The sequence below is a fragment of the Streptomyces sp. NPDC088733 genome (assembly GCF_044751185.1).
In the GTDB taxonomy this organism is placed as follows: domain Bacteria; phylum Actinomycetota; class Actinomycetes; order Streptomycetales; family Streptomycetaceae; genus Actinacidiphila.
The window spans coordinates 18,631-43,096 of record NZ_JBIVLH010000036.1 but is presented as its reverse complement, the minus strand read 5'-3'; the positions used below and the strand labels follow the sequence as shown (position 1 = coordinate 43,096).

At 71.9% G+C, this 24,466-nt stretch carries 31 protein-coding genes; 21 read left to right on the top strand and 10 right to left on the bottom strand.

Annotated elements, in window-relative coordinates:
- Positions 1-140: 140 nt before the first annotated feature.
- Positions 141-1,895 (top strand): ricin-type beta-trefoil lectin domain protein, encoded by a 1,755-nt coding sequence (locus ACIP64_RS38265; RefSeq protein ID WP_401596587.1) that lies wholly within the window; start codon positions 141-143, stop codon positions 1,893-1,895.
- Between the two features lie 24 nt (positions 1,896-1,919).
- Here ACIP64_RS38265 and ACIP64_RS38260 read toward each other — a convergent pair whose 3' ends face one another.
- From ACIP64_RS38260 to ACIP64_RS38235, 6 genes are all read right to left on the bottom strand, one after another.
- Positions 1,920-3,338, bottom strand: a complete 1,419-nt coding sequence (locus tag ACIP64_RS38260) for a sensor histidine kinase (protein ID WP_401596584.1) — start codon at positions 3,336-3,338, stop codon at positions 1,920-1,922.
- Positions 3,338-4,078: a response regulator transcription factor gene (locus ACIP64_RS38255; protein WP_401596581.1), complete on the bottom strand. Its 741-nt coding sequence runs from the start codon at positions 4,076-4,078 to the stop codon at positions 3,338-3,340. Before ACIP64_RS38255 ends, ACIP64_RS38260 begins: the two co-directional genes overlap by 1 nt.
- A 101-nt stretch (positions 4,079-4,179) precedes the next feature.
- Positions 4,180-4,365 (bottom strand): hypothetical protein, encoded by a 186-nt coding sequence (locus ACIP64_RS38250; protein WP_360910026.1) that lies wholly within the window; start codon positions 4,363-4,365, stop codon positions 4,180-4,182.
- Positions 4,366-4,393: 28 nt separating this feature from the next.
- Positions 4,394-5,446, bottom strand: a complete 1,053-nt coding sequence (locus tag ACIP64_RS38245; RefSeq protein ID WP_401596577.1) for a S1C family serine protease — start codon at positions 5,444-5,446, stop codon at positions 4,394-4,396.
- 166 nt (positions 5,447-5,612) lie between these two features.
- On the bottom strand, positions 5,613-6,635 hold the full coding sequence (locus tag ACIP64_RS38240; protein ID WP_360910029.1) for a LacI family DNA-binding transcriptional regulator: 1,023 nt from the start codon (positions 6,633-6,635) through the stop codon (positions 5,613-5,615).
- 66 nt (positions 6,636-6,701) lie between these two features.
- On the bottom strand, positions 6,702-7,460 hold the full coding sequence (locus ACIP64_RS38235; protein WP_401596574.1) for a response regulator transcription factor: 759 nt from the start codon (positions 7,458-7,460) through the stop codon (positions 6,702-6,704).
- 181 nt (positions 7,461-7,641) lie between these two features.
- On the opposite strand from ACIP64_RS38235, the gene ACIP64_RS38230 reads away from it, so the two are divergent.
- The 8 genes from ACIP64_RS38230 (at position 7,642) to ACIP64_RS38195 (ending at position 12,451) form a co-directional block, all read left to right on the top strand.
- Positions 7,642-8,466, top strand: a complete 825-nt coding sequence (locus ACIP64_RS38230) for an alpha/beta hydrolase (protein WP_401596571.1) — start codon at positions 7,642-7,644, stop codon at positions 8,464-8,466.
- 86 nt (positions 8,467-8,552) lie between these two features.
- Positions 8,553-8,816: a MoaD/ThiS family protein gene (locus tag ACIP64_RS38225; RefSeq protein ID WP_360910035.1), complete on the top strand. Its 264-nt coding sequence runs from the start codon at positions 8,553-8,555 to the stop codon at positions 8,814-8,816.
- Positions 8,817-8,820: 4 nt separating this feature from the next.
- Entirely contained in the window at positions 8,821-9,729 is a 909-nt protein-coding gene (locus tag ACIP64_RS38220; RefSeq protein ID WP_401596569.1) for a hypothetical protein, read from the top strand.
- A gap of 86 nt (positions 9,730-9,815) precedes the next feature.
- The gene (locus ACIP64_RS38215) at positions 9,816-10,532 is read left to right on the top strand and encodes a DUF2993 domain-containing protein (RefSeq protein WP_401596566.1); all 717 of its coding nucleotides are present in this window, start codon (positions 9,816-9,818) and stop codon (positions 10,530-10,532) included.
- 161 nt (positions 10,533-10,693) lie between these two features.
- Positions 10,694-10,774, top strand: coding sequence for a putative leader peptide (locus ACIP64_RS38210; RefSeq protein ID WP_360910367.1), 81 nt, complete (start codon positions 10,694-10,696; stop codon positions 10,772-10,774).
- A 148-nt stretch (positions 10,775-10,922) separates the two neighbouring features.
- Entirely contained in the window at positions 10,923-11,768 is an 846-nt protein-coding gene (locus tag ACIP64_RS38205; RefSeq protein WP_360910041.1) for a sulfurtransferase, read from the top strand.
- 46 nt (positions 11,769-11,814) lie between these two features.
- Complete coding sequence (locus ACIP64_RS38200) at positions 11,815-12,105, top strand: DUF1416 domain-containing protein (protein WP_319663489.1); 291 nt, start codon at positions 11,815-11,817, stop codon at positions 12,103-12,105.
- Between the two features lie 112 nt (positions 12,106-12,217).
- The gene (locus ACIP64_RS38195) at positions 12,218-12,451 is read left to right on the top strand and encodes a hypothetical protein (RefSeq protein WP_401596652.1); all 234 of its coding nucleotides are present in this window, start codon (positions 12,218-12,220) and stop codon (positions 12,449-12,451) included.
- A gap of 18 nt (positions 12,452-12,469) precedes the next feature.
- On the opposite strand, the gene ACIP64_RS38190 is transcribed toward ACIP64_RS38195, so the two are convergent.
- Positions 12,470-12,832 carry a DsrE family protein gene (locus ACIP64_RS38190; RefSeq protein WP_401596562.1) on the bottom strand — a complete coding sequence of 121 codons (363 nt, stop codon included), beginning with the start codon at positions 12,830-12,832 and terminating at the stop codon, positions 12,470-12,472.
- Positions 12,833-12,959: 127 nt separating this feature from the next.
- Between ACIP64_RS38190 and ACIP64_RS38185 the strand changes: the two genes are divergently transcribed.
- From ACIP64_RS38185 to ACIP64_RS38155, 7 genes are all read left to right on the top strand, one after another.
- A complete protein-coding gene (locus ACIP64_RS38185) occupies positions 12,960-13,694 on the top strand; it encodes a hypothetical protein (protein WP_401596559.1) in 735 nt (244 codons plus the stop codon).
- 28 nt (positions 13,695-13,722) lie between these two features.
- A complete protein-coding gene (locus ACIP64_RS38180; RefSeq protein WP_401596557.1) occupies positions 13,723-14,571 on the top strand; it encodes a hypothetical protein in 849 nt (282 codons plus the stop codon).
- Positions 14,568-15,407 carry a hypothetical protein gene (locus ACIP64_RS38175; protein WP_401596554.1) on the top strand — a complete coding sequence of 280 codons (840 nt, stop codon included), beginning with the start codon at positions 14,568-14,570 and terminating at the stop codon, positions 15,405-15,407. Before ACIP64_RS38180 ends, ACIP64_RS38175 begins: the two co-directional genes overlap by 4 nt.
- Complete coding sequence (locus tag ACIP64_RS38170; RefSeq protein WP_401596552.1) at positions 15,404-16,432, top strand: hypothetical protein; 1,029 nt, start codon at positions 15,404-15,406, stop codon at positions 16,430-16,432. Before ACIP64_RS38175 ends, ACIP64_RS38170 begins: the two co-directional genes overlap by 4 nt.
- Before the next feature lie 242 nt (positions 16,433-16,674).
- Entirely contained in the window at positions 16,675-17,238 is a 564-nt protein-coding gene (locus ACIP64_RS38165; RefSeq protein WP_401596549.1) for an FABP family protein, read from the top strand.
- Between the two features lie 86 nt (positions 17,239-17,324).
- A complete protein-coding gene (locus ACIP64_RS38160) occupies positions 17,325-17,777 on the top strand; it encodes a Fur family transcriptional regulator (protein WP_401596547.1) in 453 nt (150 codons plus the stop codon).
- Between the two features lie 9 nt (positions 17,778-17,786).
- Positions 17,787-18,770 carry a YgfZ/GcvT domain-containing protein gene (locus ACIP64_RS38155; protein ID WP_401596545.1) on the top strand — a complete coding sequence of 328 codons (984 nt, stop codon included), beginning with the start codon at positions 17,787-17,789 and terminating at the stop codon, positions 18,768-18,770.
- Positions 18,771-18,781: 11 nt separating this feature from the next.
- Here the strand turns inward: ACIP64_RS38155 and dtd are convergent, their stop codons facing one another.
- On the bottom strand, positions 18,782-19,207 hold the full coding sequence (dtd, locus tag ACIP64_RS38150) for a D-aminoacyl-tRNA deacylase (RefSeq protein WP_401596542.1): 426 nt from the start codon (positions 19,205-19,207) through the stop codon (positions 18,782-18,784).
- Between the two features lie 223 nt (positions 19,208-19,430).
- On the opposite strand from dtd, the gene ACIP64_RS38145 reads away from it, so the two are divergent.
- Both ACIP64_RS38145 and ACIP64_RS38140 read left to right on the top strand, forming a co-directional pair.
- Positions 19,431-19,958: an ABC transporter substrate-binding protein gene (locus ACIP64_RS38145; protein WP_401596539.1), complete on the top strand. Its 528-nt coding sequence runs from the start codon at positions 19,431-19,433 to the stop codon at positions 19,956-19,958.
- Between the two features lie 107 nt (positions 19,959-20,065).
- Positions 20,066-21,310, top strand: coding sequence for a GNAT family N-acetyltransferase (locus ACIP64_RS38140; RefSeq protein ID WP_401596537.1), 1,245 nt, complete (start codon positions 20,066-20,068; stop codon positions 21,308-21,310).
- Between the two features lie 4 nt (positions 21,311-21,314).
- Here ACIP64_RS38140 and ACIP64_RS38135 read toward each other — a convergent pair whose 3' ends face one another.
- Together ACIP64_RS38135 and ACIP64_RS38130 are read right to left on the bottom strand one after the other, a co-directional pair.
- Complete coding sequence (locus ACIP64_RS38135; RefSeq protein ID WP_401596535.1) at positions 21,315-21,494, bottom strand: hypothetical protein; 180 nt, start codon at positions 21,492-21,494, stop codon at positions 21,315-21,317.
- Positions 21,495-21,549: 55 nt separating this feature from the next.
- Positions 21,550-21,717 carry a hypothetical protein gene (locus ACIP64_RS38130; protein WP_401596533.1) on the bottom strand — a complete coding sequence of 56 codons (168 nt, stop codon included), beginning with the start codon at positions 21,715-21,717 and terminating at the stop codon, positions 21,550-21,552.
- Between the two features lie 386 nt (positions 21,718-22,103).
- Here ACIP64_RS38130 and ACIP64_RS38125 point away from each other — a divergent pair, with 386 nt between their 5' ends.
- From ACIP64_RS38125 to ACIP64_RS38115, 3 genes are all read left to right on the top strand, one after another.
- Positions 22,104-22,919, top strand: a complete 816-nt coding sequence (locus tag ACIP64_RS38125) for a GntR family transcriptional regulator (RefSeq protein ID WP_401596530.1) — start codon at positions 22,104-22,106, stop codon at positions 22,917-22,919.
- Positions 22,919-23,584, top strand: coding sequence for an HAD family hydrolase (locus ACIP64_RS38120; protein ID WP_401596526.1), 666 nt, complete (start codon positions 22,919-22,921; stop codon positions 23,582-23,584). The genes ACIP64_RS38125 and ACIP64_RS38120 overlap by 1 nt, the downstream gene beginning before the upstream one ends.
- 135 nt (positions 23,585-23,719) lie before the next feature.
- Entirely contained in the window at positions 23,720-24,388 is a 669-nt protein-coding gene (locus ACIP64_RS38115; protein ID WP_401596523.1) for an HAD family hydrolase, read from the top strand.
- Positions 24,389-24,466: the final 78 nt, after the last annotated feature.

Below are 24,466 nucleotides of genomic sequence, written 5' to 3'. Positions count from 1 at the left end.
GGCGGTGGGTACGGGATTTTCTGTCCACCCCTCCCGCGGCGGGTGGTTACCACCGGAAACACTTTCCTCGGCAGTAACTTGTGGCGCACCATGGGCACCCCCGTCACTCCAGGCCCATCAATGCGTCCGGGTGGTCATCCGTGTCCCAACCGCACAAGGCGCCCGTCTACGACGAGTTGTCCGACGCCGCGCTCACCGAGCGCGTGCGGGCCGGCGCGCCGACCGCCTACCCGGCGACCGAGGAACTGCGCCGCCGCCACCTCCCCGCCGTCCTGCACTACGCCAGGCTGTGCGCACGCGACGAGGAGTCGGCCGGCCAACTGGCGGCCCAGGCCTTCGCGTCGGCCTGGCAGGAGGTGCACCGCGGGGTCGACCCGCGCGGCGCGTGGCGGCACCGGCTGCTCATGCTCGTCCACCAGGCGGGCGCGGTCTGGGCCGCGGGCAGCCGGCGGGTCCGGCTGGACCGGGACTACGCGGCCTTCATCGACGTGATCCGCACCCGCGACAGCAAGACGGCCGCCCCGCCCGGCCTGCCCGGCGTCCCCGTCCACCCGCGGCACCGGCTGGCCGAGGGCTCCGCGCTGTTCGGCGCCTTCGCCGCGCTGCGGCAGAGCACGCAGGGCATCCTCTGGCACACCGTCGTCGAGCGGACGCCGGAGGCCGACGCGGCGCTGTGGACCGGGGAGCGCCGCTCCGAACTGGCCGACCTCGGGGTCCGGGCGCTGGACGCCTACCGCGAGTCCTACCTGCGCACCTACCTGGAGCGCGCCGAGGACCCCGCGTGCCGCGGCTACGGCCGCATCCTGGACGCCGCCGCCCGCCGCGACGACGCGCGGCAGAACGAGGACCTGGAGCGGCACCTCGCCGGGTGCGCCGACTGCGCCAAGGCCCTGGAGTTCCTCATCGTGCTGGAGCGCGAACCGCGGCCGCTGCTCGGCACGGCCCTGGTCGCCTGGGCGGGACCCGCCTACCTCGCTGCGCTCGCCGCGCCCGCGCCGCCCTCCGCCCCGCCGGCCGCGCCCGCGCCGCTCTCCCGCCGCAAGCCGCGCCCGGGCCCCCTCACCGTGCTGGTCCGCCTCGTGCGGCCGGGACGGGCCTCCCGCCGCAAGCCGCGGCCGGGCCCGCTGACCCGGCTGACGCGCTTCGCCCGGTCGCCGCGGCCCGCCCGGCTCGAACTGCTCCGCGCCCACTACCCGGCGGCGCTCATCACGCTCCTGCTGGCCGGCGCCGCCGTCGCGGCCGTCACCGGCCTGGTGTACGCCGCGGGCGACGACACCCAGGCGGGCGGCCGGGCCCTTGTGCCGCCGTCGGCGTTCCCGTCGGCCTCGGTCACCGTGACGCAGACCGCGACGGCCACGGCCACGGCGACCACCACCGCAACGGTCACCGGCCCGCCCGCCACCGCGCCCTCGGCGCCGGGGACACCGAGCGGCGCCGCGACCCACCGCATCCCGGCGGCGCACACCTCGGCGCCCCCGCCGAAACCGCCCGGCAGCACCTTCGCCCAGGTGGTGAACGCCGACTCCGGCCTGTGCCTGGACGTGCGCGACGAGGACTTCTCCAACGGCTCGGACGTCATCCTCGCCGGCTGCGACCCCGATTCCGCCACCCAGCGGTGGCGCGTGGAGTCCCAGGGCATGCTGCGCAACGCCGGCGACGGCGACTACTGCCTCGACTCCCGCGGCGACACCGACCGCGGTCTCGGCGTCTGGCGCTGCTCGTCCGCCGACGGCCGGCACGCCGAGAACCTGTTCTTCCTCGTCGACAGCCTCGGCCGCATCCGCCCGCAGATCGACCTCGGGGTCGCCGCGGCCCCCGACGGGGGCACGCCGGGCGCCACGCTCTCGTTCACACCGGTGAGCGCCGCCACCGACCAGCGCTGGCAGGCCGGTTAGCCGGGACGTGCCGGTGAGGACCGGTCAGGTCCCGTCGTCCGCCGGAGGGATCGGCCCGCCCGGGAGGTAGACCACCGCCGTGGTGCCGCCGCCGCTCGCGGACCGGAGGCGAACGGTGCCGTCCGACTGCTCCACGGTGCGGGCCACGATGGACAGGCCGAGTCCCGAGCCCGGGAGGCTGCGCGCGGACGTGGAGCGCCAGAAGCGCTCGAAGACGTGCGGCAGGTCCTCGGGCGGCACGCCGGGGCCGTGGTCGCGGACGGTCAGCTCACCGCCGTGCAGGGCCACTTCGACCGTCCCGGCCGGCGGGCTGAACTTCACCGCGTTGTCGAGCAGGTTGATCACGGCCCGCTCCAGGGCGCCGGGCTCCGCCCGTACGTACCACGGCGCCAGTTCCGCCGTGATCTTCAGGTCCGGGCCGGTGCGCAGCCGGGCCCGCTCCAAGGCGGCCTCCACCTCCTCGTGGAACGCCACCGTCTGCAGCGGCCCGCCGCCCTGCACGGCCTGCGGGCGGGACAGCTCCTGGAGGTCCCCGATGAGCGCCGCCAGCTCGCCCATCTGGGCCTTCACCGAGCTCAGCAGCTCCCGCCGGTCCTGCGGCGGCAGCGCCCTGCCGGTCATCTCGCTGCGTTCCAGCAGCTCGATGTTGGTGCGCAGCGAGGTCAGCGGGGTGCGCAGCTCGTGGCCGGCGTCGGCGATCAGCTGCTGCTGCAGCTCCTGGGAGGAGGACAGTGCCGCGGTCATCGCGTTGAAGGAGGCCGACAGGCGCGCGATCTCGTCGTCGCCGTGCACGGGGATGCGGACGCTCAGGTCCTCGGTGCGCGCGATGTGCTCGACGGTGCGGGTGAGCCGGTCCACCGGCTTCAGTCCCGCACGGGCGACCGCGAGGCCGGCGACACTGGCGCCGATCACCCCCAGGCCGCCGACGGCCAGCAGCACCAGACCCAGGGTGTTGAGCGACTCGTTCACCTCGCTCAGCGGCCGGGCCACCGTGTACGCCCCGTCGGTGTTGAGCAGTGGCAGCGTCACGGCGCGGTACTGGTTGCCGTCGGAGCCGGTCACCGTGTGCAGGGCCTCCCGCAGCGTCCCCTTGGCCACATCGGTGTCCGCGCCGGTGACGTGCAGCGACTGGGAGCCCTGGATCACGCAGCTGGCGCCGGTCCGCGAGACGACCTGGACGGTGGAGTTGAACGGGTTGGGCGCCTGGTCGGCGGAGGCGGGCGGCTCGGTCGTGCACCGTCCCGCGCGCAGCTGGTCGACGACGCGCTGCGGGGGCATCCGGTTGTCGCGCAGCGAGTTGTCCAGCGAGTTCATGAGGGTCCCGCGGACGAAGAACCAGCACAGCAGCGCGCTGGCGGTGACCGCCGCCGCGACCGCCACCGCCGTCAGGATCGCCAGCCGCGACCGCAGCGGCAGGGAGCGGAAGCGCACCACGTGGCGCATCAGCCCTTGCCCTCCGCGTTGCGCAGTACGTAGCCCACGCCCCGGACGGTGTGGACGAGCCGGGGGAGGCCGCCGGCCTCGGTCTTGCGGCGCAGGTACATGACGTACACGTCCAGGGAGTTGGAGCTCGGCTCGAAGTCGAAGCCCCACACGGCCTTGAGGATCTGCTCCCGGGTGAGCACCTGGCGCGGGTGCGCGAGGAACATCTCCAGCAGCGTGTACTCGGTGCGGGTCAGCTCCACCGGCTGCCCGGCCCGGGTGACCTCGCGGGTGGCGGTGTCCATGCGCAGGTCCCCGAAGGTCAGCCCGCTCTCCTCGGCGCCGCTGCCGCCGGCCGGGCCGGAGGCGTACGAGCTCCGCCGCAGCAGCGCCCGCAGGCGGGCGAGGAGTTCGTCGAGCTCGAAGGGCTTGACGAGGTAGTCGTCGGCCCCGGCGTCGAGGCCGGTGACGCGGTCGCCGACCGTGTCGCGGGCGGTGAGCATGAGGATCGGGGTGGTGGTGCCGGTGGACCGCAGGCGGCGTGCGGTGGTGAGGCCGTCCATCCGCGGCATCAGCACGTCCAGGACGATGGCGTCCGGCCGGCAGAGGTCCACCTGGTCGAGTGCCGCCAGGCCGTCCTCGGCGAGTGCGGTCTCGTAGCCCTCGAAGGCGAGGCTCCGCTTCAGCGCCTCACGGACCGCGGGTTCGTCGTCCACGATCAGGATGCGGGCCGGGGCCTCGCCGTTCTCGCCGGGGCTCATGCGTCTTCCACCTCGTGCAGGGAGTGGTCCGGACCGGGGTCCGGGGTGCGGTGCCTGTGGTGCGGGTGCTCGTGCGGTGCTGCCGCCTTCTTGTGCCTTTCCTAGCCTTGCACGAGGGCCAGACGGTGCGCGGCACGCGAGCGGCGTGCGTACCGGCGGGCGTACCGGCGGTTGGCGGCGATCTCGGGCTCCCGCGGCGCCGGGGCCGGGAAGTGGATCAGCGCGAGGTCCGCGGGACCGGCGGGGATGCCGGCGGGGTGCAGGGCGGTGCTGAGGATGACGTTCATGACGGTCCGTCCCTTCGGGAGGGAGCGGTCAGCTGTCGCTGCCGCCGTTGCGCAGGGTGTCGAGGTCGGCCTTGACGGTGTTGACGGGGATCGCGAACCCGAGGCCGATGCTGCCGGCCGTGCTGTCGCCGGCGGAGGACGAACTGGACGAGTACATCGCCGAGTTGATGCCGATGATCTCGCCGTTCATGTTGATCAGGGCGCCACCGGAGTTGCCGGGGTTCAGCGAGGCGTCGGTCTGGATCGCCTTGTACGTGGTGGTGGACGAGCCGACGTCGCCGTTGTACCGGCCGCCGCCGAACTCGAACGGCCACCGGCTGTCGCCGTCGTCGTTGCCGCTGCCGAAACCGCGGCCCTGCCGCTGGCTCTGCCCCTGGCCCTCGTCGGCGGCGACCGTGACATCGCGGTCCAGCGCGGAGACGATGCCGCTGGTGACCGTGCCGGTCAGGCCCTCGGGGGAACCGATGGCCACGACCTCGTCGCCCACCGCGACCTGGCGGGAGTCGCCCAGCGTCGCCGGGGTCAGACCGCTGACGTCCTCGGCCTCGAGCAGGGCCAGGTCCTTGGAGCTGTCGGTGCCGACCACCTTCGCGGTGGCGGACTTCCCGGAACTGAAGGTGACCTTGACGGCGTCCGCGCCCGAGATGACGTGGTTGTTGGTGACGATCTCGCCGCCGCTGGTGACGATCACACCCGAGCCGGTCGACTCACCGGAGCCCGAGGTGGCGCTGACCTCCACGATGCTGGGGCTCACGGCCGCGGCGACGGAGGCGACGCTGCTGGTGCCCGTCGCGCTCGTGCCGATCACACGGGTCGAGGTGGTCGCGGTCTGCGAGGCGGTCGCGTTCCCGATCAGGGCCGCGGTGCCGCCGCCGACCAGCGCCGAGACCAGCGCCACGGTGGCGACCAGCGGTACCGTCCGCCGGGGCCGCCGGGCCGCGGGCCCGGCCGGGGCGGGAGCACCGTAGGGGTGCGTCCCGAACGCGGACACCTGCGGCTCGTAGGGCGGGGGCGGGGGGAAGGCCGCGGGACCGTTCCGGTGCTCGTCTGCGCCACTGTCGGGCGAGGAGTTCTCGTTCATGACAACGACTGTGCGCCCTGAAGATGAGAGCTCCCTGAGCGTGCCCTGAGAACCGGGGCAGAGTTCCGTATGCCCGATATAAGAAAGGAACGCGCAGGTCAGCGCGGTGCGCCCGGACGGGCCGGGCCGCGCCCCCGCGGACCTGCGGGAACGCGGTGAACGCGTCCTAGTGGCAGCCGCAGCTGCGCCGCACCACCAGTCGGGACGGGAACTGCCGCAGCCGCTCGCGCCGCGAACCGGCGACCCGCAGCCCGTCGTCCAGCACCAGGTCCACCGCCGCGCGCGCCATCGCCTCGCGGTCCGAGGCGACCGTGGTCAGCGGCGGATCGGTCAGACCCGCCTCCTTGACGTCGTCGAACCCGGCCACGGCCAGCTCTCCGGGCACGTCGATCCGCAGCTCGCGCGCGGCCCGCAGCAGCCCGATGGCCTGGTCGTCCGTCGCGCAGATGATGGCCGTCGGGCGGCCGGGCCGGGCCAGCAGCTCCAGGCCGACCTTGTAGGCGTCGTAGCGGTTGTACGGGGCGGAGAACAGTCGGCCCTCGACGCTCCGCCCGGCCTCCTGCATCGCGCGCCGCCAGCCCTCGACGTGGTCGGTGACGGGGTCGCCGGACTTCGGGGTGATCTCGGTGCCGCCGAGGCAGGCGACGTACTCGTGCCCGTGCTCCAGCAGGTGCCGGGTCGCCAGCTGCGCGCCGCCGACGTCGTCCGTGACGACCGCGACGTCGTCGATCGCCTCCGGCCGGCGGTGGAGCAGCACGACCTTCGCGTCCCAGGCGTCTATCTCGATGGCGGCGTGCTCGCTCGGACCCTGCGAGATGAGGATCAGCCCGGACACCCGCATGCCGAGGAAGGCCCGCAGGTAGTGGACCTCGCGCTCGTCGAGGTAGTCGGAGTTGCCGACCAGCACCATCTTGCCGCGCTCGGCCGCCGCGCGTTCCACGGCGTGCGCCATCTCCGCGAAGAAGGGCTGCCGCGCGTCCGGCACGATGAGCCCTATCAGGTCGGTCCGGCGGCTGGCCATCGCCTGGGCCACCCGGTCCGGGCGGTAACCGAGCTGCTTGATGGCCGCCTGCACGCGTTCCCGCGTCGCCGGTGCCACCGGCCGTGGTCCGTTGTTGATGACGTAGCTGACGACCGCGGTCGACGTCCCCGCAAGCCTGGCCACATCGTCCCGCGTCACCTTTGCCACGGGGCAACTCTACGCGGGTCCACCCGCGCCTCCCACTGTCTGCTCACAGCCGTGACCCGGGTGTGATCAGAGGTTGCCGGCGGACAGGGAGGCGGCCTCGGCGGACGCCTGTTCCTGCCCCTGCGCGGGCTCCCCGTCCTGCGACCGGTCGCCCTTCTCGGGCGTGACGAAGCGGTAGCCGACGTTGCGGACCGTGCCGATCAGCGAGTCGTGCTCGGGGCCGAGCTTGGCCCGCAGCCGCCGGACGTGGACGTCGACCGTGCGTGTGCCGCCGAAGTAGTCGTAGCCCCAGACCTCCTGCAGCAGCTGGGCCCGGGTGAAGACCCGGCCGGGGTGCTGGGCCAGGTACTTCAGCAGCTCGAACTCCTTGAAGGTGAGGTCGAGGACCCTGCCCTTGAGCTTGGCGCTGTACGTCGCCTCGTCCACCGACAGGTCGCCGTTGCGGATCTCCGCCGGGCCGTCGTCGACGGTGATCTGCTGCCGGCCCATCGCCAGCCGCAGCCGGGCCTCGACCTCGGCGGGGCCCGCGGTGTCCAGCAGCACGTCGTCGATGCCCCAGTCGGCGGTGACGGCGGCCAGTCCGCCCTCGGTGACCACCAGGACCAGCGGGCAGCCCGGCCCGGTGGAGCGCAGCAGCTGGCACAGCGAGCGGACCTGCGGCAGGTCGCGCCGGCCGTCGATCAGGATCACGTCGGCGCCGGGCGTGTCCACCAGCGCCGGCCCCTCGGCGGGGGCGACCCGGACGCTGTGCAGCAGCAGCCCGAGCGCAGGGAGCACCTCGGTGCTCGGCTGGAGTGCGTTGGTCAGCAGAAGAAGTGAGCTCACCGGCCGCTCCCGTCGTTCATCGTCCGGTCATGCGTGTTCCGCTTCCCCATTGCGAACCCTCCTCGGTCCCGGCGAGGACGTCTGCGTGCACCGACGTGCGCCCTCCGGGACGGCCCGGAAAGCACGAAAGGACCCGGGGGCGACGCTGCCCGGATCCTCTTGACCTAAGAGAATAGCCCACATGGAGTCGGTGAGTGAGTCCCGTGCTGAGCGTTCGTGTGTCCCGCCGTTCGCTCGCGGTGGTCGGCGAGCGGTGCTGTTGACCGAGGACGGGGTCCGTATCGACGCCGCGTACGCGCCCGGAGGGACCGGGGACGGCCTCGCGGTCGTCGTCGCGCACGGCTTCACCGGCGCCCTGGAACGGCCCGCGGTGCGGCGCGCGGCGCAGATCTTCGGGCAGGTGGACGGCGTCGGCGGGGTCGTCACCTTCTCCTTCCGCGGCCACGGGCGCTCCGGCGGGCGCTCGACGGTGGGCGACCGCGAGGTGCTCGACCTCGACGCGGCGGTCCGCTGGGCGCGGCGCGCGGGGCACCGGCGCGTGGTGTCCGTCGGCTTCTCCATGGGTGGTTCCGTGGTGCTGCGGCACGCAGGGCGCACAACGGCGCACGAAGGGGCGCACGTTGACGCCGTTGTCTCCGTGAGCTCGCCCGCGCGCTGGTACTACCGCGGCACGGCGCCCATGCGACGGGTGCACTGGGCCATCACCCGGCCCGCCGGGCGCCTGCTCTCCCGCGGTCTGCTCGGCACACGCATCCACGACCGGGACTGGAACCCCGTCCCCGTCCCCCCGGTCGAGGCCGTCCCCTTCATCCGGCCCACCCCGCTGCTGCTCGTCCACGGCGACCGCGACGGCTACTTCCCGCTCGACCACCCCCTCTCCCTCGCGGAGGCGGCCGGCGACGCGGCCGAACTGTGGATCGAACCCGGCTTCGGCCACGCCGAGAACGCCGCCTCGGAGGAACTCCTGCGCCGCATCGCGGCCTGGGCGGCGGCCCGCGTGCGGTAGCGGGCGACCCGCGGCGCCGGCGCCGCGCGGCGCTGCGTCATCATGGACGGCGGCAGGACCCGCGAGGGCAAGGGGAAGGAGCCGCCATGGCGGCACACGGCACGATCCGGTACTGGGCCGCGGCCAAGGCCGCCGCCGGCGCCGCCGAGGAGCCGTACGCCGAGGGCACGCTCGCCGAGGCGCTGACCGCCGCGCGCGAGCGCCACGCGGCGCGCCCGGAGTTCGCCCGGGTGTTGTCCAACTGTTCGTTCCTCGTCGACGGGAACCCCGTCGGCACCCGGGATCATTCCGGTATCGAGCTGGCCGACGGCGGCACGGTCGAGGTGCTCCCGCCGTTCGCGGGAGGATGAGCGCGTGACCGACAACCACGACTGGTACGCCCCGGGCCCAGGCCCCATGCCGGCGCACACCGCCCACGACAGCACGGCCGTCCTCCCGCCCGTCGGCGACGAGGGCACCGCGGCCCCCGCCCCCGGCGGCCGGGCCGCCCGGCGCCGTCAGGCCGGCCGTACGCCCGTGGACCGCACCGGGTCCCCGATCATCGCGCCCGGCATGCAGCCCGCCGCCCTGACGGCGGCCTTCGCGCTGCTGCTGGCGGGCGGCGCCCTGCTCGGCCGCCCCGCGCTGGCCGCCGCGGCCGTGCTGCTCCAGGCGGTGACCGCGGCCGGCTGGTTCCGCCTGAACGGCATGTGGCCCGCCCGGCAGGGCATCGCGCTGGCGTTCCTGGCGGGCGTCACGGCCGAGGTCGCGGTGCTGCTGGACGGCGCCGACAACGCGCCGGCCGTGATCATCGGCACGCTCGGCGTGTGGCTGCTGTTCGTGCTCGTCATGCACCTGCGCCACCACGGGACGCCCGAGGAGCGGCTGTCCTCGCTCACCGCCACCGCCGCCTCGACGCTGATCACCGTGCTGGCCACCGGCTTCCTGGCGGCCACGGCCGTCCCGTCGGGCGAGGACGCGGTCGTGACCGCTGTCGTCGCGGTGGGCGTGGCGACCCTGGCGCGTGCCCTGCCGCTGCCGGGTGCGGTGTCGGTGCTGGTCGCCCTCGCCGCCGCCACGGGCAGCGGGATCGCCCTGGCCCGCCTGGAGACGCCGGACGGCGCGCTGATCGCGCTGGCCGCCGGGGTGTGCGCGCTGATCGGCCTGCGGGTGGCCAGCTACGACTTCCCGTCCCGGTTCGTGCACTTCACGGCGGGTGTCGCGCTGCCGCTCACCGCGGCCGCCCCCGCTGTCTACGTGCTGGCCAGGGCACTGCTGGGCTGACCCGTTAGGGTCGTGCGGCGGCACCGGCGCCTTCCGGTGCCGGACCGGACTGACGGACACGTACACATCACTGCGGGGGACCCCTCATGCGTGCACTGCGGATTCTGCTCGTCGTCGTCGTGATACTCGGCGCCCTCTTTGCCGCGGCCGACCGCATCGCGGTGCATTTCGCGGAGTCCGAGGCGGCCGACCGCGCCCAGCAGACCCAGGGCCTGACCTCGACGCCCGACGTCGACATCAAGGGCTTCCCGTTCCTGACCCAGGTGCTCGGCAAGAAGCTCGACGAGGTCGTGGTGACGGCGACCGGCATCGAGGCGGCCGGCACCGGCGGCGAGACGCTGCGGGTCGACCGCTTCCAGGCCGATCTGCACGGCGTGCGCATGTCGAACGGCTTCTCCAGCGCCGTGGCCGACACCGCGACCGGCTCCGCCACCGTCAGCTACGAGAACCTGAGCAAGGGCGCGCCGAGCGGGGTCGAGGTCAGCTACGGCGGCACCTCCTCCGACGGCAAGGGCCGGGTGAAGGTCAGCGTCGACATCTCCACGCCGATCGGCAACGTGCAGCGCAGCGTGGTGAGCGAGATCGGCGTCGTCAACGGAAAGAACAGCATCAAGCTGACCGCCGGCCAGATCCCCGGCCTGGACTCCCTGCCCTCGGAGGTGGGGGACCTGATCCGGCACCGGATCGACTTCACGCGCGCGCTGGGCGGGCTGCCGGAGGGCATCGAGCTGAAGTCGGTCACCGCGACGCCCGAGGGCATCACCGTCGAGGCGACCGGCACCAAGGTCGTTCTCGCCAACTGAGACGACGGCGTCCGCTCCGCAGTCCGTCGCGCGGGGTGCCCGGCCCCGGCTCCGCCCGGGGGGACCGGGCACCCCGTTGCCGTATCGGCATGTGGACAATCTCATCTCGTGATGCGGACCGGCGGTGACATCCGCCCGATCCCTTCCCTACGATCGAGCACATGAAGCGACAGGCGGATCTCACGAAGCGGCGGGCAGTCGACCTGTGCCGTGTCGCCGCCATGCTCTGTCGCATCCCGTAGGGGCTTCCGCGCCGTCGTCCGGCGCCGTCCGCCGCCCCACCCTCCCCGCCCCGCGCATTGCCGCGACGCGCCCCGTCCGGCGCTGCCCGCCCCCTGCGCACCCGTCCGTGTGCCGAGACATCCGCTACTGCCCCGGAGGAGATCAGCAATGAGCCGCAGTGACGTCCTGGTGGACGCCGACTGGGTCCAGGCCCACATCGACGACCCGAAGGTGGTCATCGTCGAGGTCGACGAGGACACGTCGGCCTACGACAAGAACCACATCAAGAACGCCGTCCGCATCGACTGGAAGAAGGACCTCCAGGACCCGGTGCGCCGCGACTTCGTCGACCAGGCCGGCTTCGAGGAGCTGCTGTCGGCCAAGGGCATCGCCAACGACGACACCGTCGTCCTCTACGGCGGCAACAACAACTGGTTCGCGGCGTACGCCTACTGGTACTTCAAGCTCTACGGCCACGAGGGCGTCAAGCTGCTCGACGGCGGCCGCAAGAAGTGGGAACTGGACTCCCGCGACCTGGTCGACGGCTCCGAGGTCCCGGCCCGCCCGGCCACCGAGTACCGGGCCAAGGCCCAGGACAGCTCGATCCGCGCCTTCCGCGACGAGGTCGTCGCCGCGATCGGCAACCTCAACCTGGTCGACGTCCGCTCGCCCGACGAGTTCTCCGGCAAGCTGCTCGCCCCGGCCCACCTCCCGCAGGAGCAGTCGCAGAAGCCGGGCCACATCCCGACCTCCCGCAACATCCCGTGGTCGAAGAACGCCAACGACGACGGCACCTTCAAGTCCGACGAGGAGCTCACGGCCCTCTACGAGGACGAGGGCGTCGACCTCGCCAAGGACACCATCGCGCTCTGCCGCATCGGTGAGCGCTCCTCGCTCACCTGGTTCGTCCTGCACGAGCTGCTCGACCAGCCGAACGTCAAGAACTACGACGGCTCCTGGACCGAGTACGGCTCGCTCGTCGGCGTGCCGATCGAGCTCGGCCCGGCCAAGTAACCCCCGACCCACGACCCGCCCGACCCCCGACCCGAAGGAAGACACCATGTGCGGAGCGAAGGCCGGCGGCCCCGATCTGGCCGGCGTCGACGTGGCGAAGGAAACGATCATCCAGGGTTCCGTGACCCGCGACGGCGAGCCCGTCGCCGGCTACGTGCGGCTGCTGGACGGCGGCGGCGAGTTCACCGCGGAGGTCCCCACCTCCGCGACCGGGCAGTTCCGCTTCTTCGCGGCCCCCGGCTCGTGGACGCTGCGCGCCCTCGTGCCGGGCGCGACCGTGGACCGCTCCGTCGTCGCGCAGCAGGGCAACCTCACCGAGGTGGCCATCGCCGTCTGACCGGCGCCACGAACCGATGAAGGGCCGCACCGCCACCCGAGTGGGGGTGCGGCCCTTCGCGACGTACTTTGGAAGGGTGTCCACAAGGCGTCGGCGCCGCTGGTACTTCGCCATGATGAGCGGGTGCGTCCTGCTTTTCGTCCTGGCGTGGAGCGTGGTGCGCCTGTGGTCGGTGCCGGTCGCCGTCGGCATGTGCGTCGTCGCGATGCTGATCCCGCCGGTCGCGGCCATCGTGGCCAACCGCAGGGGCCCGGACGAGCACTGGTGGGACGAGACCGGCGACCCCAAGTCCGACGAGTGGTGGCGCGAGCTCGACCGCCGCGACGACCACCGCGACCAGCGCTGAGGCGCTGACGGCGCCGGATCAGTAGACGAGCGCCTGCACGCCGTCGGTCATCACCTCCTGGACGAAGACCTGCGAGCCGGCGATCCGCACCCCCTCCAGCACGTCCTTCTCGCCGATGTCCCGTCGCGCCGCGCACTGCGTGCACAGGGTGATCCGGCCGCCGGCCATGATCCCCTCGATCAGCTCGGGCAGCGGCGCGGCGTGCGGCAGCTCGAACTCCGCGGCCTTCCCCGGCAGCGCGAACCACGCGGACTCACCGGTAAGCCACAGCGAGACCTCCACGCCGCTGGCCACGGCCACCGCCGCCACCGTGAACGCCTGCGAGCACCGTTCGGGCGCGTCGGCGCCCGCCGTCACCTTGATCACCAGCTTCTTCGCCATGGCCCACACCCTAAGGTGGTCGGTCTCACAGCGAAAAAAGTGTGAAGCGCTTTCCGAAGATCGACATAATGTGACGCGCCTCGCTGCGCACATCGCGCGAGCGCTGTGTGTCTGCCCGGGGGGGCTTGTGGAAGCGCGTACGAACGCACGAACCGGTGCGACGATCGCCGTGGTCATCGGACTCGTCGTCCTGGCGACGCTCACGGCGGGTGCCGTGGTCGCCATAGGGTCCTCGTCCTCGGACTCCGCGGTGACGGCCGCGCCGTCGGCATCGCCGTCAACGGCACCGGCAACGGCCCCGCCGTCCTCCCCGTCGCCGGACCCCACCCGGACCGCCGGGCAGAGCGCCTCCCCGTCCAGCACCGTCACCGGTACCGTCCACGACGGCGCACACAGCGGGGACCTGCGCTTCTTCCTGCTCACCCCGCCCAAGGACGCCGAGATCTACGGCGACGAGACGGGCACCGCCGTCACCCGCGACGAGGTCGGCGTCAGCGCCGACATCAAGCGGGGCCTGAGCCGCTACGGCTTCAAGAAGGGCGCCCAGCGCACCTACCTGACCGCCGACGGCGCCTACGAGATCTCCGTCGAACTGCTGCGCTTCGGCTCGGCGGCCGGCGCCTCCGGCTACTACGACGACTTCTATCTGGACTCGCCGGCCCTGGCGATCGACAGCACCCACCCCGTCAAGGCCTACCGGCTGTCCTCCGGCTCCGCCGAGAGCACCGACGCCGTGGCCGCGCTGTCCCACCAGGGCGACGTGCACATCAGCATCACCGTGACCGGGGAGAAGCTGCCCGGCCGCGACCTGCTCAAGCGGCTGCTCGACGAGCAGTACCAGCGCCTCGCGACCGGCCGCTGAGCCCTCGACGCCCTTTGTGGAGAACCCCTTGTCCCAGGACACCCCTGTCCCGGAGCAGGCACCCCCTGCTCCGGAGACACCCCCCGAGGCCGCCGCGGAGACACCCCCCGAGGCCGCCGCGGAGCCGCTCCCCGCGGCCGGCCCACCCCGTCGCCGCGGCCGCACCACCCTGCTGATCCTCGCGGCGGCCGTGCTCGGCGTCGCCGCGGGCGCCGGCACCGGCTACAAGATCCAGTACGACCGCCCCGAGACCCCGCTCCCCCCGCTCGCCCAGCCGGCCCTCGTGCAGCCCAAGGGCGCCGCACCGGAGACGAAGCCGCTCACCGCGGCCGAGGACACGCTGGTGAAGTACGACGGCGACCTGCGCAAGCTGCTGCTGAAGCGGCCCAAGGGCGCCAAGGACTGGGTGGGCGGTGACCCCGGTCACGACCAGTGGCTCTCGCTGTACGACTACGCCGAGACCTTCGAGGAACCGAAGTCCGCCTTCGCCGAGTTCAACAGATACGGCTTCCGGCGCGTCGCCGTCGCCGCATGGCGCACCGGCACGTACGACACCTCGTCCAGCACCGAGATCCGGCTGGTCCAGTTCCGCGACGAGTCGACCGTGTACACCGAGGAACACTTCGAGGCACAGCAGGGCTACGCGTCCGAGGAGAGGTACGCGGGCAACAAGGGCAGCGCCATACCCGGCGCGTTCGACGGCAGGGTCTGGGTCTACTCCAAGCCCGAGACCAAGGCCGGGTACCTGCCGGTCTACAAGGCACGCGCCCTGGCCCGGAAGGGCACCATCATGCTCGACATCTGGGTGACCTCGGCCAGGCCGATCAAGAAGTCCACGATCATGTCCCTGGCCGAGCGGCAGTGGGAGCGGCTGTGAGCGACGAGAACACCACCCTGCCCGGCGTGCCGGACTCCGTACCCGAGGGCGCGGGCCCGTCCGATGCCGCGCCGGTGGCCGGGGAGACCGCGGCCGAGCCCCGCAGGAGCCGCCGCGGCCTCGCCATCGGCGTCGCCGGCGCGCTGGTCGCCGTCGCCGCGGGCGGGGGCATCGGCTTCGCCGTGCTCCAGCAGAAGGACGACGGCAAGCAGGCGACCGCGCGGCCCTGGAAGGCCCCGGAACCCAGCAAGACCGCAGAGTACGGCGCCCGGTCCGGCGGCAGCCACTACGGCGCCCTCGGCAAGCTGCTGCTGCCCGTGCCGCTCGGCTACACCTCGGGCCCGGACCTGGCCGAGTACGGCAATGACGCGGAGTTCACCGGCAAGGACGCGGTGGCGGTGTTCCAGGGCGACATCGCCGATCTGCCCAAGAAGGAGCGGGCCCAGCTGCGCAAGACCATCGACGCGATGCGCATCCAGGGCGTCGGCATGCGCACGTACAGCGACATGTCGGGGGTGATTGCCGTGGACATGCAAATCGTCCAGATGAAGAACAAGAACTTCGCCCGCGCCGGCACCGACTACTTCAGCGCCTTCACCAAGGCCCTCGGCGTGTTCCGGAACGGGCCGAGGATCGCGGGCCACGACAAGGCCCGTTGCGTCCTGCCGCCCAAGAAGCCCGGGGCCGATCTCGACGCCATGACCTGCCAGGCGACGGAGGGCGACCTGATGGTCAGCATGACGGTGACCGGTCTCGCCCCGCTGAAGAAGGACGACGCCGCGGACCTGTTCAAGAAGCAGCTCGACCGTGTGCAGGACCCGGGGGAGGCGGCATGACCGAGCAGACCAGGACCGACGAGGTGACGATCCCGTCCCAGGCCGCCCCGGAGCGGGCGGAGCCCACGGCTGCGGAGCCCACGCCTGAGGAGCCCCAGGTTGCGGAGCCCGCGGCTGTGGAGCCCCAGGTTGCGGAGCCCGCGGCTGTGGAGCCCACGCATGAGGAGCCCCAGGTCGCGGAGCCCGCGGCCGTGGAGGGCACGTCCGCGGAGCCCGCCCCCGCGGACGGCGTCGCACCGCTGCCCGTTCCCGCGTCTCCCCCGCGGCGGCGGTTGCGGGACCGGCGCGGACTGCGCGCGGCCGCGCGGTGGACGGCCGCGCTGCTGGTCTTCGGCGTACTGGGCGGCGCCGCGGCGTACGGGGTGACCCAGCCCGAGCGGACCGAGATCCCCGGGCTGCGCACCCCGGACGACGGCCGCTGGACGTACCCCGCGCTGAAGCTGCCCAAGCTCCCCGAGGGCGCGCCCCGCCCGATGGACGCGCAGCACAACGCGGCAGGCCGGCACTACGCGGACCCGCGCACGCTCCTGCTGCCCGCCCCCGCGGGCGCCAAGGTCGACAGGACCTTCCCGGACCGCACGGGCTGGCTGCCCACCGCCGACTTCGTGAAGGTCTTCCAGACGTCCTACCGCGCGGAGCTCACCCGGACGCTCGCCCAGGACACCCTCCGGCACATCGCGGCGCGCGCCTGGACCGCGCAGGACGGCACCCGCACGGAGGTCTACCTGCTGCAGTTCGCCACCCAGGCGTACGCGCGCGAGACGAACGCGGGCCTGGCGATGTCCGGCACCCCCGCGCAGGCCGCCTCCACGGCCCACGACGAGGACTGGGGCTTCAGCGACGTGCTCGCGGGCCAGAGCGCCGACGTCTTCGACGAGAGCGAGCCGCGGGGGCCGCAGCACGTCCGCGTCGCCTACGTCCAGGCCGGCGACACCGTGGCCGTGATCCTGCTGTCCAAGGCCGGGACACAGCCGGCCGTCCCGTTCCACCAGACCGTGAAGCTCCAGGCGCAGCTGCTCGGCTGACCGGGTTGCGCCCGGCGCGGGCGCGATGCGCGGGGGCCGCCCTCAGCGCATCGCGCCCGTACCGGCCGACTAGACTCGGCAAACGGCCCCACCGGGCCGCCGACCGTCCGCGCCTGCCCGAGGAGCACGCTCGTGAGCGCCATTGAGATCTTCTTCGACGTCATGCTTGTCCTGGTCTGCCTTGGCGTCCTCGCGTTCTCCGTTCTGGCGGTGAAGAAGCTCTACCAGGGACAGCGCTGAACATGATCGAAATCCCCTCAGACCTCCACCCGGAGCTCGTACCGCTCGCCTTCCTCCTGGGCACCTGGGAGGGCGCGGGCGTCTTCGACTTCCCGGGCGACGAGAAGTGCAACTTCGGCCAGGAAGTGGTCTTCACCCACGACGGCCGCCCGTTCCTGGAGTACACGTCCAAGACCTGGGTGCTGGACGCCGAGGGCAAGCCGGAGAAGCCGCTGGAGAGCGAGTCCGGTTTCTGGCGGATCGACAAGGACCGCAAGGTCGAGATCACGATGACCCGCGACAACGGCGTCATCGAGATCTGGTACGGCGAGCTCGCCGAGGGCAAGCCGCAGATCGACCTGGTCACGGACGCCGTGGCCCGGCTGGCCGACGCGCCGGCCTACAGCGGCGGCAAGCGCCTGTACGGCTACGTCAAGAGCGACCTGATGTGGGTGGGCGAGAAGGCCACCCCGGAGGTGGCGCTGCGCCCGTACATGTCGGCGCACCTGAAGAAGGTCGTCAACCCGAGCGAGTGGGCCAAGGACCTCAAGGACCTGCCCGACGACGGCATCGCCTTCTTCCGCTGAGCCCGTTTCTTCCGCTGAGCCCGCCCGGGCGGCCCCGCCATGCCGCGCCGGGCCGCCGGTGGCGCCCTTCCGCCTAGACTGTCCCTGTGGTGACCACGGACTGGAAGAGCGATCTGAGGCAGCGCGGCTACCGGCTGACGCCGCAGCGACAGCTTGTCCTGGAGGCGGTCGACGTCCTGGAGCACGCGACTCCGGACGAGATCCTCACCGAGGTGCGCAAGACCGCCTCCGGGGTGAACATCTCCACCGTCTACCGCACGCTGGAGCTGCTGGAGGAGCTGGGCCTGGTCAGCCACGCCCACCTCGGCCACGGCGCCCCCACGTACCACCTCGCCGACCGGCACCACCACATGCACCTGGTGTGCCGCGACTGCGAGTCGGTCACCGAGGCCGACATCTCCGAGGCCGCGCCGCTCACCGACCGGCTGCGCGCGACCTACGGCTTCGAGACGGACATGAAGCATTTCGCGATCTTCGGCCGGTGCGCGGACTGCGCACGGAAGGCCCGAACGACTGAGGGTTCAACTACCGCGACGTAGGCTGGTTCCATGCAGCGACAAACACTGACCAGCCCCCTGCTGTCGCTCCCCGGCGCCGTCCCCGCAGAAGGCCCTGACGAGGGAGTCGCCGCGCACTACGGGGACCTCTTCCGCGAGCAACGGGCCCTCGCGGACGGCAAGGGCTTCGTCGACCTGTCCCACCGCGGTGTCGTCGCCGTCACCGGCCAGGACCGGCTCGCCTGGCTCCACCTCCTGCTCACCCAGCACGTCAGCGACCTGCCGCCCGGGCAGGCCACCGAGGCGCTGATCCTCTCCGCGCACGGCCACATCGAGCACGCGCTGTACCTCGTCGACGACGGCAGCACCACCTGGATGCACGTCGAGCCCGGTACGCAGGGCGACCTCGTCGCCTACCTGGAGAGCATGAAGTTCTTCTACCAGGTCGAGGTCGTCGACGTGACCGGCGAGCACGCCGTCGTGCACCTTCCCGCGGGCAGCATCGCCGCCGTTCCGGAGGGGTGGCCGGTGCGCGAGGTCCCGTACGGCCGCGACGTCCTCGTGCCGCGCGCCGAGCTGGAGGCCTTCGCCCGGGAAGCCGCGGGCACCCCGGTCGGCGTGCTGGCCCTGGAGGCGCTGCGCATCGAGGCCCACCGCCCGCGGCTCGGCCTGGAGACCGACCACCGCACCATCCCGCACGAGCTGGGCTGGCTCGGCACCGCCGTCCACCTGGACAAGGGCTGCTACCGCGGCCAGGAGACCGTCGCCCGGGTGCACAACCTGGGCCGGCCGCCGCGCCGGCTGGTCTTCCTGCACCTCGACGGCAGCGAGGTCAAGCTGCCCGGCCACGGCACGCCCGTGCGCCTCGCCGCCGACGGACCGGACGGCCGCCAGATCGGCACCGTCACCTCGTCGGCCCGGCACTGGGAGCTGGGCCCGATCGCCCTCGCGGTGATCAAGCGCAACACCCCCGTGGACGTGCCGCTGCTGGCGGACGGGACGGCCGCGAACCAGGAGACCGTCGTCGAGCCCTGAGGGCCGCCGTCCTAGAGATCGAGCACGACCGTGAACGGGCCGTCGTTCGTGAGCGAGACCTTCATGTCCGCTCCGAAGCGGCCCGTCGCCACGTCCGCACCCAGTGCGCGCAGCTGCGCGACGACCTCGTCCACGAGCGGTTCGGCGACCGGACCCGGCGCCGCGGCGTTCCACGTCGGCCGGCGCCCCTTGCGGGCGTCACCGTAGAGAGTGAACTGCGAGATCACCAGCAGCGGCCCGCCGATGTCGGAGCAGGACTTCTCCTCCGGCAGGATCCGCAGACTCCACAGCTTGCGGGCGAGCTGTGCCGCCTTCTCCTCGGTGTCGTCGTGCGTGACCCCCACCAGCACGCACAGCCCCGGACCGGCGATCTCGCCGACCGTCTCGCCGTCCACCACGACCTTCGCTTCGCTCACCCGCTGGGCCACCGCTCGCATGCCCCCCATTCTCCCGGGCGCGAGGGGGCGCGCGGCACGGGGGCCGTACGCCCGCTTGGGCTCACGTACAACTGTCCGGCGCGGCCGTTCGGGTGCAGGTGCCTGCGGGACGCAGGTACTCGGTGGCACGATCGAGATCTGCCCGACGCGGGGGACGAGGGGACGGACAGACATGAAGCACACCGGTACGACACGTACCACCGGGACGGCGGAAGGCGAACGCATGCTCAAGGCACCGGGCCCGCGCTCCCCGTTCTCCGACGCGCCGCAGCCCGACTTCGCGGGGCTCACCCTCGCCGGCCTGCGCACCGCCCGCCGCGAAGCACAACTGGAGGAGGCCGACCTGTCCTACCTCCGCCGGCTGCTGCAGGGCCGCATCGACATCCTGCGCGCCGAACTGGCCTGCCGCACCGCTCCCGACGCGCCCGTGCTGGACCGGCTCTCGGAGATCCTCACCGACACCCCGTCCCGGCACCGCACCTCCGCCCGGCACGTCACCCTGCGCACCCCGCGCAGCGAGCGGTACCGGCAGCTCGCCGAGGAGATGCTCGCCGAGGTCGAGCTCTCCGACCTGGAGGCCCGCACCGACCAGGAACTGCACGACGCGATGGGGCGGCTGGTCCGCCACGAGCAGCAGGTGTCGCGCTGCCGGCAGTCCCTGCAGCGCACCGTCGACGGGTGCAGCACCGAGATCGCCCGGCGCTACCGCGCTGGCGAGGCACGGGTCGAGGACCTGCTGTCGGGGGAGTGACGGCCCGCGCGGGGGGTGGGCCCGCGGGAAAGCCCGCGGGCCAGGCTGCGGGAAACTGCGCGAAAAGGGGATGCGCGCAGGCCTGACCGGCGCTTACCGTGCGGGACATGAGCCTTGAGGTCCGCACGCTCGAAGCATCCGACTTCGCCGGCTGGCTGCGCGCCACCCGACTCGGTTTCCACCGTCCCGCGACCGTCAGCGACGAGGAGATCGAGCTCCGGCGGCCGTACACGGATCTCGCCCGCACGCAGGGCGCGTTCGACGACGGCCGGTGCGTGGCCACCTTCCGCAGCATGCCGCGCGACCTCACCGTGCCCGGCGGCGCCGTACTGCCCTCCAGCGCGATCACCCACGTCACCGTCTCCGCCACGCACCGCCGCCGCGGCGTCGCCTCGCGCATGATGGCCAACGAACTGGCCGCCACCGCCGAACGCGGAGAACCGCTCGCGATCCTCATCGCCGCCGAGTACCCGATCTACGGCCGCTTCGGCTTCGGCCCCGCGGCCGGCGTCACCGAGTGGCACGTCGACACCGCCCGCGCCGGCCTGCGCCCGCCCGGCGACGACGAGGACGGCCGCGTCGAACTCGTCGACCCCGCCGACGTCCTCAAGTCCGGCCCGGAACTCCACGAGCGGGTACGGGTGCAGGTCCCCGGCTCGATCAACCGCAACGACCGCTGGTGGGAGCAGTTCACCGGCAAGGTCCGGATGTCGGCCGACGAGCCCTGGAAGGAACCGATCTTCGCCTTCTACCGGGACTCCTCCGGCCGTGTCGACGGCCTGGCCGCGTACACCGTCGCCGACGAATGGCACGGCATGTACCCGCAAGCCCCCCTGGAGATCAAGAACTTGATCGCCGCCACCCCGGCCGCCGAACGGGCCCTGTGGCGCTACCTGCTCTCCATCGACTGGGTCACCACCGTGCGCACGGGCTTCCGCGCCCACGACGACGTCATGCCGCTGCTCCTCGCGGACCGGCGCGCCGCCAGGGTCGACAACAGCTCCGACTTCCTGTGGCTGCGCTTCGTCGACGTGCCCCGCTCGCTGGCCGCCCGTACGTACGCCGCCCCGGGCACCGTCGTCCTCGACGTCCTCGACCCGTACGGCTACGCCGCCGGCCGCTTCCGCCTCGACGTCTCCCCGGACGGCACCGCCACCGCCGAGGCGGCTCCCTCCGCCGCCCCGGACCTGACCCTCACCGCCGCCGACCTCGCCGCCCTGTACCTCGGCGACGAGTCCGCGGTCCGCCTCGCCACCGTCGGCCAGGTCACCGAATCCCGCCCGGGCGCGGCGGCCCAGGTGGACGCGCTGTTCCGTACGTCGCGCAAGCCGTGGGCGATCGACGGCTTCTGACGCGTCAGCGGCCGCCGTACGAGACGAGGACCAGCAGTACCAGCACCCCGCCCACGCACATCGCGTAGCTCGACCGTGCCTTGGAACCGACCACGACCAGGACGACGCCCAGCCCCATCAACGGGCCGAACCGCCGGCCGAGGTACTCCTCGGCGATCGCCGCCATCACGTGACTCCACAGCATGACCCACCCCTTTCCCGGGCGGCCGCCGAACGGCGCGGGCCCCGCTGCCGCTGCCCTAGCGGGTCAGCAGCAGCGCGATCACCACGAGTCCGACACAGGTGAACGTCGTGTTCCGGGCCTTGTGGCCCACCGTGAACATTCCGACGGCGAAGGCGCCTGCCGCGCCGTACCGCCACTGGACGAGCTGCTCGAACGCGAAGGCGCACAGAGCGAGTGCGGGCATGGGGTTTCACTCCTTCGAGGCGCGTGGGACCGATCTCTCCGCGCGTAGAGCACGGCAGAGGAAGAGTTGACCCGAAGGTCGACAAGTGGCGAGAGCGGAAGCCTGGTGCTGATGTGTGCGTGCGATGCGACATGGCGCTGCACTGTCACCCGCGGCTGCCCCGAGCGCGTCATTGGGCCGGGACGCCGCAGTAGTCCCCGTGGTGTCAACTGCCCCAACTTGTCCGGCAGTCGGAGCAGTTGACTGCACTCATGTCTTGGTTGTTCCCGTTGGCTACAGGTCAATAAACTCAACGCACTCAACTCCACCTGGCTGACCGGAAGCTGTAGTCTTCTTGCGTGAGCGGTGACCGAAGGACCGGTGGAGCCAGGCGCCAGTGGGAGCGCGTGGCCGATTCGCTGCGTCACCAGATCGAGGCCGGTGAGATCCCGGCCGAGAAGCAACTCCCCACCCAGGCTGAGCTGGTGGATCGCTTCGATGTCTCCCGTGCCACCGTCCAGAAGGCTCTGAAGCAGCTCCAGGATGAGGGCTACGTAGAGTCAACGCAGGGCAAGGGAGTCTTCGCCCGAAACTGGCGCAACCCGACACCGGCACATGCCAACGGCGCGGCGCATCGTCCGGATTCGGCCAGTGTCGAGCTGGAGGATGCCGTCGCGGAGGCATTCGAGGCCGATGACATCACGATCGACGCCTACTGCCTGACGAGCGAGTCGTTGAACGCGGCTCTCAGCCGCTCGGTCGGCCGAGTCCTGCGTGGTGAGCTGCACCCCACCTCGATCAGGGTCCGGCTGCTGCTGCCCAGCCCCAATGCCCTGCTGGCCGTTCCCAGCAACGTGGCCGACCCGGAGGATCCCCGTCCGCGACAGCGGCTGGCCGACTTGATAGATCTCCAGTCGCGACAACTCCACAATTTGCTCGGGGACTTGCAAACACGCGGACTGGTCGATTCCGTGAAGATCACGACCAAGACGGTCGCGATCACGCCCGTGAACAAGTTCTACCTCCTGAACGGCGAAGTGGGCCTGACCGGCTACTACGCGGTCCATCAACAGGCTGTGGAGGTACCGCCGGACAGATCGGTGGTCGAGATCTTCGATGTGTTCGGTGTGGGAGCGAGCCTGTACCGACAAGGATCGGCAGAATTCGACGAATGTCAGGCGTGGTTCGACTCACTGTGGACACTGCTCGCGAAGACCGCGTGATGGCGGCTGCCGTCGACTCCGTCCTCTTCGACTTCGACGGCCCCCTCTGCCGGCTCTTCGCCGGCCACCCCGCATACAAGGTCGCCGATGTCCTGAAGGAGCGGATGCGTCAGTACGGCCCCCTGACGGCCGTAGTGGAGTCGTGTGACGATCCGCATGCGCTGCTGGTGATGGTGGCCGGCAAGCCCACCGAATACGCGGCGGGCCTGAGTGACGAGCTGGACGCCACTCTGGCCAAGGAGGAGGTCGTCGCCGCGGGGTCGGCCGTGATCACGCCGGGTGTGGACACGCTCGTCAAGTCCCTGCACGAGCGGGGAACCCGACTTGGCGTCGTGACCAACAACTCCGAGGAGTCCGCGCGGCTCTTCCTCCTGGGCGCCGGGCTGCTGGATGCGTTCGACGGACCCATCATCGGCCGTCCCAGGGACGCCCTCCTGATGAAGCCCCATGGGTACATGCTGCGGTCCGCGCTGGACGAACTGGGGACCTCTTCGGAGCGGTGCCTCTTCGTCGGGGACTCATGGCGGGACGTTCACGCGGCCCGCAGTGCCGAGATCCCGTTCGTCGGCTACGCACGCGACCGGAGAAAGAGTGACGAGCTCGCTTCCGCCGGCGCGGCCACACTGATCTCTCACATGGCCGACATGGAAAGCCTGGTGTGGTGAGAGTCTCGCTTCATGTGCGGCCGCACTCTGGCGCGGAGCGAGGGGCGGAATCACACTCGCTGAGTGACTTCTGATGGCGAGCCGTTGATGGGTAGCAGCAGCACTCAGGCTCGTCACGATGCTCTGACAGGGGTCGTGGGTGTTCTCTTCGACTTTGACGGCCCGCTCTGCCATCTCTTTGCGACGACGACTGCACGGTTTGTGGCTGGGGAGCTGTGGAACTTCATTGAGGAAAGCGGGCTCCCGCCCGTGGATTCTGTGCCGCCCGAGAAGCACGACAGCCCGTTGGATGTTCTCAAGGGCGCCGCGGCCGACTGGACGGATCTCAAGGCTGTCGGGTCGCTGGAGGGAGAACTCGCTCGGTTGGAGCTGCAGGCCGTGGAGGGAGCAAGGGAGACCGACGGCGCGGAGAAGTTGGTGCGGGCGCTCTGGCGCGAGCGAATACCGATGGCGATCACGACGAACAACTCGGAGTCGGCAGTCGAGCGGCACCTCGAAAACTGCGGGATGGTGGATGCATTTCAGGGGCGAATCCACGGTCGGCAGAGCGTGCGCCCAGGGTTCCCACTCAGGGTGAAACCCGATCCGGACTGCATCGAGCGCGCGCTCGTGGGAATCGGGCAAGTGGATCGTAGAAATATTCTGATGATTGGTGATTCGCCGGATGATGTGGCGGCCGCGGAGAGCGCAGGTATCAGGTTCCTCGGCTTCCAGAATCCCGACGGCAACACGGGGCTCCAGGACGCCTACCCGAACTTGCGCCCGATTCGCCGCCTCGGTGATCTCACCCGTGGGCTGGCGTGACGGGTCTGGGGCGAATGTTCCGCTTCCGGTTCGGCCGGGGCCCTGAGGTGGGTGGGGAGGGCTGGAGCAGTGCTTCCG